This window comes from Actinomadura violacea (assembly GCF_017573465.1).
Lineage (GTDB): Bacteria > Actinomycetota > Actinomycetes > Streptosporangiales > Streptosporangiaceae > Spirillospora > Spirillospora violacea.
The window spans coordinates 1-12,990 of the sequence record NZ_JAGEPF010000055.1; the positions used below are offsets into that span (position 1 = coordinate 1).

Here is a 12,990-nt window from a genome sequence, read left to right on the forward strand (position 1 = left end):
GGCGCGGCGGGGGCGGCGGCGCGGCGGGCAAGGCGAACGGCGCGGGCCGCGGGTCGCGGCGCGGCGGGCTGCTCGTCCGCGCCGACGCGCACCTGCCGGAACTGCTGCTGCAGGAGGGCGGCTCGCTCGCGGCGCTGGTGGCGGCGCGGCGGCTGGCGCCGCTGGAGGCGGCGGGCGCGCGGCAGGGCGTCCGGCTGGCCGAGACGCTGCTGGAGTGCATGAAGCACGGCTTCAACGCCACGGGCGCCGCCGAAGTGCTGTGCGTGCACCCGCAGACCGTCCGGTACCGGCTCGCGCAACTCCACGAGATGTTCGACTTCGACATCGAGGACCCCGAACTCCGCCTGGAGATGATGCTGCTGCTCAGCACCTGGATCCGGGCCCGCTCCTCTTCCTGAGCGCCCCCCGCTCGAACGCGGCGCCGATCCGCGTGCCGATCGTGCGCCGATCCGCCGCGCCTTTTCCCGTGCCGCGCCGCGCCGCGACGTCATGGTGGGGCGCGGAATCCGCTACGGTCAGGGGCGCCGCGTAGGCGAGGGGAAGGAACACAAGGTACAGATGGCCGAGAAGGTCATTCGAGTCGACGACATCGACGGCTCCGAAGGGGACGATGTCGCCAAGCGGGACTTCGAGGTCCTGGGTCGGACGTTCACGATCGACCTCAGCGAGGACAACTTCAAGCGGCTGAACGAGATGCTGGACGCGCTCGCGCCCTTCATCGAGAACGCCGCCGAGGTGAAGCCCGCCGGGAAGGGCCGCAAGTCCCGGGTCGCGAAGATCAAGGGCTACACGAACGGCGATGTCCGCGAGTGGGCATTGCGCGAGGGCGTCGAAGTCTCCGAACGTGGCAAGATATCGGATGAGGTCTATGCTGCATTCATCGACGCTCATCCGGACGCGAAGCCGGACGCATAGCTAGAGGGAGTCCCCGCATGGCACAGAAGGTCGAAGTCCTTCTCGTGGACGACATCGACGGTGGCGAGGCCGACGAGACGGTCAGCTTTTCGCTCGATGGCACCACTTACGAGATCGACCTGAGCAAGAAGAACGCCGCGAAGCTGCGCGACGGGCTGGAGCCGTTCGTGGCCGGTGCCCGCAAGGCGCGCAAGCCCGCCGGGCGGCAGGTGCGCGGTACGCGCACCGCGGGCAGCCGCGAGCGGTCCGCCGAGATTCGCGAGTGGGCCAAGAACCACGGCATCAAGGTCAATGAGCGGGGTCGTATCCCCGCCAATGTGATCGAGCAGTACGAGGCCGCGCACTAGCGCTCGCGCGGCCGGCCGAGTTCCGGCGGAGCGCCGAGGGGCCGGAGTGGAATTCTCACTCCGGCCCCTCCCGCATTAGTGCGCACCGGGCAAATCGCCTTTCGCTCGGCATTCCCCGAATTCCGCATGGTGGACATCATCGCCGTGCAAGTCGGTAGGGTGACGCCCGGGGGGACCGGCAAAGGGGGCAAGCGGGGTTGAAGCACGCGACTCGACGGGACCGTGTCCGGTACTGGTTCGACACCACGATGTCGAAGGGGACGCCGGCGCTCATCGGCTGGCTCGGGCTCGCCTCGGCGGCGCTGGTGCTGGTGGTGGCGACGGCCGCGGTCGTCCTCGCGCCGCGCGACAGCGACCGCAACGGGCACTGGCCCGGCATGGTGTGGCGCAGCCTGCTGCGCACCCTCGACCCCGGCACGATGGGCGGCGACAGCGGCGGCGTCGCGTTCCTCGGCCTGATGCTGGTCGCCACGGTCGGCGGCATCTTCATCGTCAGCTCGCTGATCGGCGTCATCACCACCGGCCTGGAGAGCAAGATCACCGAGCTGCGCAAGGGCCGGTCGCGGATCGTCGAGCACGGCCACACCGTGCTGCTCGGCTGGTCGGAACAGGTGTTCACGGTCGTCGCCGAGCTGGTGGAGGCCAATCAGAGCGAGCGGCGCTCCTGCGTGGCGATCCTCGCCGACCGCGACAAGGTCGAGATGGAGGACGCCATCCGGGCGCGGGTCGGCGAGTTCGGCCGGACCCGGATCGTGTGCCGCACCGGCAACCCGCTGAAGGTCGCCGACCTGGAGCTGGTCAGCCCCGGCACCGCGCGGTCCATCATGGTGATCTCGCCGGAGGTCGAGGACGCCGACACCCACGTCATCAAGGTGCTGCTGTCGCTCGGCGCGCGCACCTGGGAGCGGCGGCGGCCGCACGTCGTCGCCGCCGTGCACGACTCGGCGAACCTGCCCGCGGCGCGGCTGGCGGGCGGCGAGGCCGCCCGGGTCATCGACGCCGACGACATCGCGATCCGGCTGATCGTCCAGTCGCACCGGCAGTCCGGGCTGTCGCAGGTCTGCACCGACCTGCTGGACTTCGCCGGGCACGAGTTCTACATGCGGGCCGAGCCGTCGCTGGCGGGACTGGCGTTCGGCGAGACGCTGTCGCGCTACGACCTCGGCGTCCCGGCGGGGCTGCGGCGCCGCGACGGCACGGTCGCGCTGAACCCGCCGATGGACACCCCGGTCAGCGCCGACGACGAGATCATCGTGCTGGCCGAGGACGACCTGCTGATCCGGCTCGCGGCCGGGCCGCCGCCGCCGGTCCGGGAGCGGGCGATCACCACCGCGACCGCGCGCGAGCCGGTGCCCGAGCGCACCCTGCTGCTCGGCTGGAACCACCGCGCCCAGAAGATCATCGAGCTGCTGGACGACTTCCTCGCGCCCGGTTCGGTGCTGACGGTGGCCGCGCCGCGCGAGGACCCGACCGGCGGGCTCGGCCCGTTCGCCAACCTCAAGGTCGGGTTCGTGCGCGCCGAGCCGACCGAGCGGCCGTCGCTGGAGTCCCTGGACGTCGGGTCCTTCCAGCACGTCATCGTGCTGTCGGAGGCCGGCTACGACCGCGAGCACGCCGACGCGCGCACGCTGGTGACGCTGCTGCACCTGCGCGACATGGAGGACGCGCTCGGCGACCCGTTCTCCATCGTCAGCGAGATTAACGACGACGCCAACCGGGAGGTCGCGCAGGTCACCAAGGCCGACGACTTCGTGGTCAGCGACAAGCTGATCAGCCTGATGCTGACCCAGCTGAGCGAGAACCGGCACCTGTACGACGTGTTCGCCGACCTGCTCGACCCGGCCGGGTCGGAGATCTACCTCAAGCCCGCCTGCGACTACCTCGCGCCGGGCGGCACCGCCGACTTCGCGACGCTGATCGAGTCGGCGCGGCGGCGCGGCGAGGTCGCGCTCGGCTACCGGCTGATCGACCGGTACCACGAGCCGCCGGGGTACGGCGTGGTGCTCAACCCGGACAAGACGGCCCCGCTGGTGCTGTCGGCGCGGGACCGCGTCATCGTCCTCGCGGAGAACTGACGCGCGTACGGGCGCGGGCCGGCCGTCCCTGAGCGCGCACCGGCCGGCAGCGGGGCGAGGCGGCCCTAGGACGCCTCTTCGCGGTCGTCGGGGACGGCGAGTTCCGGGGCGGCGCCGAGCGCGTCGGCGACCTGCTCGCGGAGGGCGCGTTCGGTGCGGCGGGCGTCCTCGGCCATGCCGCGGATCTCGGTGCCCGCCAGTTCGTCGCCGGCCGTGGCGGCGAGCAGGTCGCGGTAGCGGGCGTTCTGCTCCGGGAGCGCCGCCAGGACCCGCGCCTCGTGGTAGGCGTCGTCGGCGTCGGCGGCGCGGCGCGCGTACGTCTCCAGCGCCTCGATCCGGCCGGTGACGGACCGCGCCGACAGCGCGAGCGCGCGGTCCTGCGGTTCGAGGAGCGCGCGGACCCGCGGGGACAGCCGCTCGGCCCGCTGGGCGTGCCGCTCCCGGCGCAGCCGGGTGTGCTCGGCGAGGGTGGACGCGATCGCCCATTCCTGCCGGGGCAGCACGACCGTGTCGCCGACGTCGTCGAGCAGCCCGGCGCGGTGCGACTGCGAGCACAGGACGGCGTCGACGGCGCGCTGCGCGCGGACGAGCAGCCGGGTCGCGGGCCGGTCGAAGTCGGCGGGCAGCAGGTAGCGGCCGTGGTGCTCGCGGGCGGCGCGCGAGGCGGCGGGCTCGCGCAGGTGCCGCAGCGCGCCCGCCACCCAGCCGGTGAAGCTGACGGCGGCGAGCAGCACGGCGGCCTCCGTCTGCCCGAGCATCAGCAGGACGACCTGCAGCGCCGGGGTGAGCATCATCGCCAGGACCGGCAGCCTCCCCCACCGCAGCGCGCCGCCGACGAGGTCGTCCTGGTCGAGCGAGGCGAGGAAGAACACCCGCAGCCAGCCGCCGGGCAGCACGCCGTAGAAGAAGGCGAACGCCGGGATCCACAGCACCCGGCCGGCGACGGTGGCGAGGGTCAGGGCGGGCGGCGCGGGCGCGGGCAGGTGCGCCGCGACGAGCCGCCGCGGCGCGGCGGCGAGCGCGGCGCGCTCCGCGGCGGGAATGCCCGGGTCGAACACCGGACGGGGACGGCTCTCATCGTTCATCGGCGCTCCCCACCGCGTCAGGAGGTCCAGCGGGCCGGGCGGGGCCGCCCCGCGGGAGATCTGCCCGTGCTTCCATCCTTCCCTTGCTATCAGTTGTGCCCAGCCCTCCCCGGAATGTCACGAGATCCGGAAATTCGGGCCGTCCGGCGGGGCGGTGGACCCTTTAGCCGTGACCTAAAACAGTATGGAGGACGGGCCTTTCGCGGTGGGGTGGGCGGATGACCGTCGCCCTCGCCGTGATCTTCGCCGGAATGCTGCACGCCACCTGGAACGCGATCGCGAAGGGCGCGCCGGACCGGTGGGCCTCGTTCGCGCTGATCGGCCTCGGCGAGGCGCTGGTGGTGGTGCCGCTGGCCCTGATCGGCGGCCCGCCGGACCGGGCGGCGTGGCCGTGGCTCGTCGCGTCGGCGGTCGTCCACGTCGTGTACATGGGGCTGCTGCTGGCGGCGTACCAGCTCGGCGACTTCAGCCAGGTGTACCCGCTGGCGCGGGGCAGCGCGCCGCTGATCGTCGCGGTCGTCGCGGCGGTGGCGCTCGGGGAGCGCCTCACCTGGGCGCAGGACGCGGGCGTCGCGGCGATCTGCGGCGGGCTCGGCGTGCTGGCCTTCGCGGGCCGCCGCGACTCCGCGGGCGCGGACGGCGGCGCGGGAAACGGCGGGGACGGCGGAACCGCGGGCGGGGCCAAGGAGCGCGATCCGCGTGCCGTGGTGGCGGCGCTGCTGACCGGCGTGTCCATCGCGGGCTACACGCTCCTGGACGGCGTCGGGGTGCGGCACTCGGGCGGGTCCGTGGCGTACACGTCGTGGCTGTTCGCCATCCAGGCGCCGGTGACGGTCGCGCTCGTGCTGGCGCTGCGCGGCCGCGCGACGCTCACCCGGCTGCCCCGCGCCGCCGTCCTGCGCGGCCTGGCGGGCGGCCTGATCTCGATGGCGGCGTACGGGATCGTGCTGTGGGCGCAGACCCGCGGCGCGCTGGCGTCGGTGGCGGCGCTGCGCGAGACCGGGGTGATCTCGGGCGCGGTGATCGGCGCGGTGTTCTTCTCCGAGCGGCTCGGCCCGCGCCGGATCGCGGCGGCCTGCGTGGTCGCGGCGGGCGTCGTCCTCATCACCGCGCACTAGCATCACCGCGCACCGGCCCGCCGCCGCATCCGGCCCGCCGCACGGGCGGGTCTCGCGGCGCATGCCGGGTCCTGGCAGGGTAGGAAGGGATCTTGCAGGGACGCGCGGAAGGGGACACGGTGCCCGGGCAGAGCGGGCCGCCGGCCGTCGGGCCGGCCTCGGACGGCGCGGGGGGCCGGTGAACGGCGCGCTGGGACTGCTCGCGGTCCTGGTGCTGACCGCCGCGACGGGCTACTTCGTGGCGCAGGAGTTCGCGTTCGTCACCGCGGACCGCCCGCTGCTGGACCAGCGGGCCGCGGAGGGCGACCGCGCGGCGGCGCGCGCCGTCCGGGTGATGGAGCGGCTGTCGTTCATGCTGTCCGGCGCGCAGCTCGGCATCACCGTGACCGCGCTGGTGGTGGGGTTCATCGCCAAGCCGGCCCTCGCCGACCTGATCTCGCCGGCGCTGGACGCGGCGGGGGTGCCGCGCGGGGTGTCGGGCGGCGTCGCGGTCGCGCTCGGGTTCGTGCTGGCGACGGTGCTGCAGATGGTGCTGGGCGAGCTGTTCCCGAAGAACCTGGCGCTGGCGCGGGCGGAGGCGATGGCGCGGTGGCTGGCCGGGTCCACGCTGGCGTACCTGGCGGTGGCGGCGCCGGTGATCCGGCTGTTCGACGCGGCGGCGAACCGGCTCGTCCGGGCGGTCGGGATCGAGCCGGTCGAGGAGCTGCACCACGGCGCGACGCTGGAGGAGCTCGGGCACATCATCGGCGAGTCCGGCGAGCAGTTCCAGGAGGCGCACGCCGACCTGCTGGAGCGGGCGCTGGCGTTCTCCGAGCGGGACGCCGAGGAGGTCATGGTGCCGCGGGTGGACGTGGTGACGGTGCCCGCGTCGGCACGCGCGGCGGAGCTGAGCGAGATCATCTCCGCGAGCGGGCACTCCCGCTACCCGGTCGTCGGGGAGCGGGTCGACGACGTGGTCGGGATCGTCGGGCTGGCCGAGCTGGTCCTGCTCGGCCCGCAGGAGGCGGAGCGGACCGCGGTGGGCGCGATCGCCCGGCCGCCGCTGCTGCTGCCCTCGTCACTGCCGCTGCCGGACGTGGTGGCGCGGCTGCGCGGCGCCGACGCGCCGGTGGCCTGCGTGGTCGACGAGTACGGCGGCTTCGCCGGGTTGATCACCTGGGAGGACGTGGCGGAGGAGCTGGTCGGGGAGATCGCCGACGAGCACGACCAGGACGAGGACCTGGCGATCCGGCGCGGCGAGTGGTGGACCACCGACGCCGGGCTGCGGGTGGACGAGGTGGCGCACGAGACCGGGATCGCGCTGCCGGAGGGCGACTACGAGACCGTCGCGGGCCTGCTGCTGAAGCGGCTCGGGCGGGTGGCGCGGCCCGGCGACGTGGTGCGGGTGGAACTGGAGCCGACCCGGCTGGACGAGCCGCCGCGCACCGCCGTCGTGGAGGTGCTGACCATCCACCGGCACGTCCCGGAGCTGATCCGGGTCCGGACCGTCGACACCGCGCCCGGCGGCCGGGACGGCGGTGACCGGTGAACCTCACCACGGGCGTCCCGGTGACGCTGGCGCTGCTGGCCGGCAACGGGTTCTTCGTCGCGACGGAGTTCGCGCTGGTGGCGGCGAAGCGGCCGCGGCTGGAGCGGGCCGCCGCGCGCGGGAGCCGGGCCGCGGGGGCGGCGGTGGCGGGGATCGGCGAGCTGTCGCTGACGCTCGCGGGCGCGCAGCTCGGCATCACGATGTGCTCGCTGGGGCTGGGCCTGGTGTCGGAGCCGGTGTTCACCGAGGCGCTGGCGCCGCTGTTCCACGCCGCGGGGCTGTCGGGCGGTGTGGCGCACGCGGTCGGGTTCGTGATCGCGCTCGGCGTGGTGACGTTCCTGCACATGGTCGTCGGGGAGATGGCGCCGAAGTCGTTCTCGATCGCGGGCCCGGAGCGGTCGGCGACGGTGCTGGCGCTGCCGTTCCGGGCGTTCACGACGGTCGTCCGGCCGGTGCTGGCGGCGCTGAACGGCGCGACGAACCTGCTGCTGCGCGCGGCGGGCGTGCATCCGGGCGAGACGCGGGAGGTGTCGCGGACGCCGGAGCAGCTGCGCAGCATCGCCGAGGAGTCGCGGCGGCTCGGGCTGATCGGGCAGCGCGACCTGACCCTGCTGACGGCCGCGCTGGACGCGCCGCGCGCGCCGCTGTCGGGGCTGGTGGTGCCGGTGGACGAGATCGTGTCGGTGCCGCCGGAGGCGTCCCCGCAGGAGGTCATCGACACCGCCGCGCGGACCGGCCGGGTCCGGATCATGCTGCGCGGCTCGGGCGGCGGGCAGGCGCGGATGGTGCACGTCCGCGACGCCTACCTGGCGCGGGCGCGCGGCCGCGACACCCCGGCCGGGCAGCTGGCGCATCCGGTGCCGGCGATGCCGGTGGGCACGCCCGTCGGCGAGGCCGTCGCGACGCTGCGGGCGCGGCACAGCCAGCTGGGCCTGGCGATCGGCCCGGACGGGCGGGTCGCGGGCCTGGTCAGCCTGGACGACCTGCTCACCACGCTGCTGAAACTCTCCTGACGGGCCGCGACCCCACCGTCACCGCGACACCGATGCGTCAACGTCGGTTGACAACGCCGCGAGTGTCAACCTACATTGACAGACATGAGCGATGGAGTGACACTCGCCCAGGAGGCGAGCAGCAGGGACCCCGCGGTCGGCCTGCGGGCCGTCCGCGCGCTGCGCGAGCTGGCCGAGCGGCTGGAGGCGCTGCAGGTGGCCAGCGCCCGCGAGCAGGGCTGGTCCTGGCAGGACATCGCGGTCTGCCTCGGCGTGAGCCGGCAGGCCGTCCACAAGAAGCACGGCGGCGGGCGCCGCCTCCTCAAGAAGGAGCAGTAGGAGATGTTCGAGCGCTTCACCAAGGACGCGCGGCGCGTCGTCGTCCTCGCCCAGGAGGACGCCCGCATGCTCAACCACCACCACATCGGCACCGAGCACCTGCTGCTCGCGTTCTGCGCCCACGACAACGCCATGCGCGGGACGCTGCGCGCGCACGGGCTCGAGGCGGCCGACCTCCGGCACCGGATCGCCCGCCACGCCGACGACGGGCTCGACCCCGAGGCGCTGCGCACCCTCGGCATCGACCTCGACGCCGTCCGCGAGGCGACGGAGGAGGCGTTCGGGGAAGGCGCCCTCGACGCCCCGCGCGGGCGCAAGGGCCGCCCCACCGGCCACATCCCGTTCACCCCGAAGGCCAAGAAGGCCATGGAGCTGAGCCTGCGGCACGCGATCCGGCTCAAGCAGAAGGAGATCGCCGCCGGCCACATCCTGCTCGGTGTCCTGCACGACGACGAGTTCCTGGCGGTGCGGCTGGCCGCCGAGGCGGGCGCGGACGTGGCGGAGCTGCGCGCCGACGTCACCCGGCTGCTCACCACCGAGGCGGCCTGACCACCGCCCCACCCGGCCGCGGCGGTGTGATTACGTGGGGACATGCCCGCTTTCCTGGATGCCCTCCGCAACGCCGTCCCCGCCGCCCGGCTCGTCACCGACCCCGACGTGGTCGCCTCCTACGCGCACGACGAGGCGGAGTGGGCGCCCCGCGGGACGCCCGCCGCGCTCGTCCGCGCCGGATCCACCGAGGACGTCCGGGCCGTCGTGGCCGCCTGCGCCGAGCACGGCGTCCCGGTCGTGCCGCGTGGCGCCGGCACGGGGCTGTCAGGCGGCGCGAACGCCCTGGACGGGTGCGTGGTGCTGTCCCTGGAGGCGATGAACGAGATCGTCGAGATCGACGCGGCGGAGCGGCTCGCCGTCGTCCAGCCCGGCGTCGTCAACGACGTGCTGCGGCTCGCCGCCGCCGAGCGCGGCCTGTGGTACCCGCCGGACCCGGCCAGCTCGCCGTGGTCCACGATCGGCGGCAACACCGCCACCAACGCCGGCGGCGTCTGCTGCGTCAAGTACGGCGTCACCCGCGACTACGTGCTGGCCGTCGAGGCGGTCGTCGGGCGCGGCGAGGTGGTGCGGCTCGGCCGCCGCACCGCCAAGGGCGTCGCCGGGTACGACCTGTGCGGGCTGATGGTCGGCTCCGAGGGCACGCTCGGCGTGATCACCGAGGTCACCGTGCGGCTGCGCGGCGCCCGCGCCCCCGAGCACACCGTCGTCGGGTACTTCGACGCGCTGCGGGACGCGGGCGAGGCCGTCAGCCGCGTCACCGCCGCCGGGATCGTGCCGAGCGCGCTGGAGCTGGTCGACCGGCACTGCCTGGAGGCGGTCGACGCGTGGCGGAACATGGGGCTGTCCGCCGACGCGAACGTCCTGCTCCTCGGCCGCACCGACCTGCCCGGCGAGGCGGGCGAGGCCGAAGCCGACGCGATGGTCGCCCTGTTCAAGGAGGCGGGCGCGACCTGGAGCGCCCGCTCGTCCGACGAGGCGGAGGCCGAGGCGCTGTTCGCCGCGCGCCGGCTCGCCTACCCGGCGCTGGAGCGGCTCGGGCCCGTCCTCACCGAGGACGTGTGCGTGCCGCGCGCGCTCGTCCCGGAGATGCTGACCCGGATCGAGGCCGCCGCGTCCGACACCGGAACCCACATCGCCAACATCGCGCACGCCGGCGACGGCAACCTGCACCCGCTGATCATCGCGCCTGCGGGCGACGACGACGCCCGGGTCCGGGCCCAGCGCGCGTTCGACCGGATCGTGGCGGACGCCATCGACCTCGGCGGCACCGTCACCGGCGAGCACGGCGTCGGGCTGCTGAAGCGGCGCGGCCTGCACGCCGAGCTCGACCCGGCCGTCATCGCCATGCACCACGCGGTGAAGGACGCGCTGGACCCGGCCGGCATCTTCAACCCCGGCAAGGTCTTCGGGACGCCCTGACCGGGGCGTATCCGGGCGGGACGCGCTCGGCCGCCCGCCCGGGTCAGCCGCGCGCGGACTCCCAGCCCTGCACCAGCTCGGCCGTCGTGTCGCCGTGCAGCCCGACGCTCAGCCGCCCGTCCTCGCCCTGCTCGACCTGCACGCCGACCGGCCGCAGGTCCGGGACGCGCCCACTGTAGAAGCCCGCGCGCTCCTCCAGCTGCTCGTACTCGCCCGGCCGCCACCAGTACACCTGCGGGCTGACCGGCCGCTCCCCGGTCCCGGCGAGCCTGGCCGCCACGTCCTGCATCGTCTTGATCGCCAGGACGAGGTGGGGGTCGGCGCCGATCTCGTGCACCGCGACGTACTCGGGCAGCGGGAAGGCGACGAGGGCGCCGAACGGCAGCGGACCCGGGAAGTGGCGGCGCAGCACGTGCGCGTGCGCGCCGATGTAGCGGTGCTGCTCGCCGATGTGCGAGATCTTCACCCCGTCCACGTCGGTGGCCTGGACGTAGTGCGGCTCGGCCTCGATCGAGCGGGCCAGCGCGTTGCCGAACGCCTCGTGCTCGGGCACGTCGCCGAGGTCGGCCCGGTTGAGCGGGACGATCGAGTCGGGCAGGTCGGCCACGACCGTCTCCAGCAGCCCGGGGGCGAGCGGGCGGGTCAGCAGCGCGGCGCGCATCCGCTCGTCGAGCGCGCCCTCCGGGTAGAGGCGGATGCGCAGGCTGCCCTCCTCCATCATGCGGCGCGCCCCGCCGCCCGAGGGCGCGGCGGAGGGCCCCTGCTCCAGGGCCTGGACGGCCTGGTCGACGTACTGGGCCGCCATGGCCGGCAGCTCCGCCGCCGGGCGGGTCACGGCGTACCGCCGCCACTCCACGAGGCTCCCGTGCACCTGGGAACCGTCCCTGCGGGTGATGGCGATGGTGTCCGCGTCGGGCAGCGCGCAGGGGTACCCGCGCTGCGCGAAGGCGTTGACAAGGGCCATGCCGATGGCATCGGACGCGTTCGGGTTCATGGTCGGGTACGACCCCGCCGCGGGGCCGGAGGTTCGTGTGATCTGCGTCATTTCGCGTAGTACCTGGTCAGAGCCGCGACGCAGGCCGCCTGCCGGGCCGCGTCGCCCGGGAACCGGCGGTGGCACTCCGGCCCGATCCACGCGGGCGCGGCCGGGCGCGCGGGGCGCGGCTTGGCGGGCACGTGCGGCCGCGGCGCGGGCCTGGGCCGAGGGCGCGGGCGCGGACGAGGCGGCCGCGTGGCCGCGGGACGGACGTGCGGCGGTGCGGGCGCTGTAGGGTGCGGCGGCGCCCCGGCCGGCCCGCCGCCCTGCGGGCCGGCCCCAGCGTTCACCGAGCCGGACACCGGAGCCGGGGCGGCCGGCGCGGCACCGGACGTGCCCGTCCACGGCGCCTCGGGAGGCGCGGCGGCGACCGTCGCGGACGAGGCGGCCGTCGCGGACGACGCCGGAGCCGCGGACGGGCTCGCGCCGTCCGGACTGAGGGTCCGCTCCGGCGGCTCGTCCCTCATCCCGTAACCGACCGCGCCGACGATCCCGGCCGCCAGGACCAGCGCCAGCACGACGGCCGGGAACGGCGAGCGGGCCCGGGGACGGGCGGCCAGGGCGAGCGCGGCGAACAGGCGGGCGCGCAGGGGCGGGCGGGGCGCGGCGCGGGTGTATCCGGCCGGAGGGAGATCGCGGGAATCGGGCACGATCCGATCGTCACGGTCCGCACACGATCGTGCACGGAGAATGCCGGAGACCGTTGCCCGCTCGATACACCCCGGCCCCGCCGGGGGCGGGCCGGGCGCCCGGCGAGGCGCGCCGTCACCGGCTCAGCGCGGGACGACGGTGAAGCGGCGCAGCGCCAGCGCCGGGTTCTTCTCCCGCACGGCCGCGACGCGCTCCGGCGACACGTCGGCCGCCGCCGTGCCGGTCGTCTCCCCCACCGCCGCGACGACGACGCCCATCGGGTCGACGATCATGCTGTTGCCGGCGCCGGTCGGGGCGCACTGGTCGGCGGCCGCCACGTAGATCGTGTTCTCGATCGCGCGGGCCCGCACCAGCGTGCGCCAGTGGTCCTCCTTGAGCGGCCCGGGCACCCACTCGGCCGGCAGCGCCAGCACGTCCGCGCCCGCGTCCACGATCCGCCGCGTCACCTCCGGGAACCGGACGTCGTAGCAGGTCTGCATGCCGAACCGGACGCCGTCCACGGTGAACGTCTCGGGGTCGCCGATCGGGCCGTGCCGGACGACCGCCGACTCCTCGTACCCGAACGCGTCGTACAGGTGCGTCTTGCGGTACGTGGCGGCGACGGCGCCGTCCGGGCCGATCGCGAGGAGGGTGTTGGAGATCCGGCCGGGGTCGTCCAGGCGCTCGTTCACACCCGCCACGACGTGCAGGCCGTGCCGGCGCGCCAGCTCGCCGAGCCCGGACGCGAACGGGCCGTCCAGCGGCTCGGCCGCGTCGACGAACCGGCGGTCCAGCCGCGGCGCCGTGAACATCGCGAACTCCGGGAACACGGCCACCCGCGCGCCGCGCCCCGCCGCCTCCGCGGCGAGCTTCCCGATCGCCGCCAGGTTGGCGTCCTTGTCCTCACCGGGCGCGAACTGCGCCACCGCGACCTGCACCATCTCCAGCCCTCCT

Annotated in this window: 14 protein-coding genes; 10 read left to right on the top strand and 4 right to left on the bottom strand. The window is 74.9% G+C overall.

The features are described 5' to 3' along the window. The 4 genes from J4709_RS51060 to J4709_RS51075 all read left to right on the top strand — a co-directional run. The coding region (locus tag J4709_RS51060; RefSeq protein WP_208252778.1) for a PucR family transcriptional regulator at positions 1-398 on the top strand (398 nt) is incomplete at its 5' end. A gap of 160 nt (positions 399-558) precedes the next feature. Beyond that, entirely contained in the window at positions 559-915 is a 357-nt protein-coding gene (locus tag J4709_RS51065) for a histone-like nucleoid-structuring protein Lsr2 (protein ID WP_208252779.1), read from the top strand. Between the two features lie 17 nt (positions 916-932). Then, positions 933-1,262, top strand: a complete 330-nt coding sequence (locus J4709_RS51070) for a histone-like nucleoid-structuring protein Lsr2 (protein WP_173100192.1) — start codon at positions 933-935, stop codon at positions 1,260-1,262. Between the two features lie 197 nt (positions 1,263-1,459). After that, positions 1,460-3,337, top strand: a complete 1,878-nt coding sequence (locus J4709_RS51075) for a CASTOR/POLLUX-related putative ion channel (RefSeq protein WP_307802161.1) — start codon at positions 1,460-1,462, stop codon at positions 3,335-3,337. Between the two features lie 65 nt (positions 3,338-3,402). Here J4709_RS51075 and J4709_RS51080 read toward each other — a convergent pair whose 3' ends face one another. Continuing rightward, positions 3,403-4,422, bottom strand: coding sequence for a hypothetical protein (locus J4709_RS51080; protein ID WP_208252780.1), 1,020 nt, complete (start codon positions 4,420-4,422; stop codon positions 3,403-3,405). 218 nt (positions 4,423-4,640) lie between these two features. On the opposite strand from J4709_RS51080, the gene J4709_RS51085 reads away from it, so the two are divergent. The 6 genes from J4709_RS51085 to J4709_RS51110 all read left to right on the top strand — a co-directional run bounded on the left by J4709_RS51085 (position 4,641) and on the right by J4709_RS51110 (position 10,370). Next, positions 4,641-5,540 (top strand): EamA family transporter, encoded by a 900-nt coding sequence (locus tag J4709_RS51085; RefSeq protein ID WP_208252781.1) that lies wholly within the window; start codon positions 4,641-4,643, stop codon positions 5,538-5,540. Between the two features lie 178 nt (positions 5,541-5,718). Next, positions 5,719-7,068, top strand: a complete 1,350-nt coding sequence (locus J4709_RS51090) for a hemolysin family protein (protein ID WP_208252782.1) — start codon at positions 5,719-5,721, stop codon at positions 7,066-7,068. Beyond that, positions 7,065-8,081, top strand: coding sequence for a CNNM domain-containing protein (locus J4709_RS51095; RefSeq protein WP_208252783.1), 1,017 nt, complete (start codon positions 7,065-7,067; stop codon positions 8,079-8,081). The genes J4709_RS51090 and J4709_RS51095 overlap by 4 nt, the downstream gene beginning before the upstream one ends. Positions 8,082-8,165: 84 nt before the next feature. Next, the gene (locus J4709_RS51100; RefSeq protein WP_173100187.1) at positions 8,166-8,399 is read left to right on the top strand and encodes a helix-turn-helix domain-containing protein; all 234 of its coding nucleotides are present in this window, start codon (positions 8,166-8,168) and stop codon (positions 8,397-8,399) included. A 3-nt stretch (positions 8,400-8,402) separates the two neighbouring features. Beyond that, positions 8,403-8,948: a Clp protease N-terminal domain-containing protein gene (locus J4709_RS51105; RefSeq protein ID WP_208252784.1), complete on the top strand. Its 546-nt coding sequence runs from the start codon at positions 8,403-8,405 to the stop codon at positions 8,946-8,948. Positions 8,949-8,990: 42 nt separating this feature from the next. Continuing rightward, the gene (locus J4709_RS51110; protein ID WP_208252785.1) at positions 8,991-10,370 is read left to right on the top strand and encodes an FAD-binding oxidoreductase; all 1,380 of its coding nucleotides are present in this window, start codon (positions 8,991-8,993) and stop codon (positions 10,368-10,370) included. A 43-nt stretch (positions 10,371-10,413) separates the two neighbouring features. Here J4709_RS51110 and J4709_RS51115 read toward each other — a convergent pair whose 3' ends face one another. The 3 genes from J4709_RS51115 to J4709_RS51125 form a co-directional block, all read right to left on the bottom strand. Beyond that, positions 10,414-11,415 (bottom strand): hypothetical protein, encoded by a 1,002-nt coding sequence (locus tag J4709_RS51115; protein ID WP_208252786.1) that lies wholly within the window; start codon positions 11,413-11,415, stop codon positions 10,414-10,416. Further along, a complete protein-coding gene (locus tag J4709_RS51120; RefSeq protein WP_208252787.1) occupies positions 11,412-12,056 on the bottom strand; it encodes a hypothetical protein in 645 nt (214 codons plus the stop codon). Before J4709_RS51120 ends, J4709_RS51115 begins: the two co-directional genes overlap by 4 nt. Positions 12,057-12,179: 123 nt before the next feature. Next, on the bottom strand, positions 12,180-12,977 hold the full coding sequence (locus J4709_RS51125) for a carbon-nitrogen hydrolase family protein (RefSeq protein WP_208252788.1): 798 nt from the start codon (positions 12,975-12,977) through the stop codon (positions 12,180-12,182). Between the last annotated feature and the right edge of the window lie 13 nt (positions 12,978-12,990).

Excerpts from the sequence above, each read along its gene's own strand:
- J4709_RS51065 (WP_208252779.1), top strand. The coding sequence starts at position 559 with ATGGCCGAGAAGGTCATTCGAGTCGACGACATCGACGGCTCCGAAGGG.
- J4709_RS51070 (WP_173100192.1), top strand. The coding sequence starts at position 933 with ATGGCACAGAAGGTCGAAGTCCTTCTCGTGGACGACATCGACGGTGGC.
- J4709_RS51080 (WP_208252780.1), bottom strand. The coding sequence starts at position 4,422 with ATGAACGATGAGAGCCGTCCCCGTCCGGTGTTCGACCCGGGCATTCCC.
- J4709_RS51085 (WP_208252781.1), top strand. The coding sequence starts at position 4,641 with ATGACCGTCGCCCTCGCCGTGATCTTCGCCGGAATGCTGCACGCCACC.
- J4709_RS51100 (WP_173100187.1), top strand. The coding sequence starts at position 8,166 with ATGAGCGATGGAGTGACACTCGCCCAGGAGGCGAGCAGCAGGGACCCC.
- J4709_RS51105 (WP_208252784.1), top strand. The coding sequence starts at position 8,403 with ATGTTCGAGCGCTTCACCAAGGACGCGCGGCGCGTCGTCGTCCTCGCC.
- J4709_RS51110 (WP_208252785.1), top strand. The coding sequence starts at position 8,991 with ATGCCCGCTTTCCTGGATGCCCTCCGCAACGCCGTCCCCGCCGCCCGG.
- J4709_RS51115 (WP_208252786.1), bottom strand. The coding sequence starts at position 11,415 with ATGACGCAGATCACACGAACCTCCGGCCCCGCGGCGGGGTCGTACCCG.
- J4709_RS51125 (WP_208252788.1), bottom strand. The coding sequence starts at position 12,977 with ATGGTGCAGGTCGCGGTGGCGCAGTTCGCGCCCGGTGAGGACAAGGAC.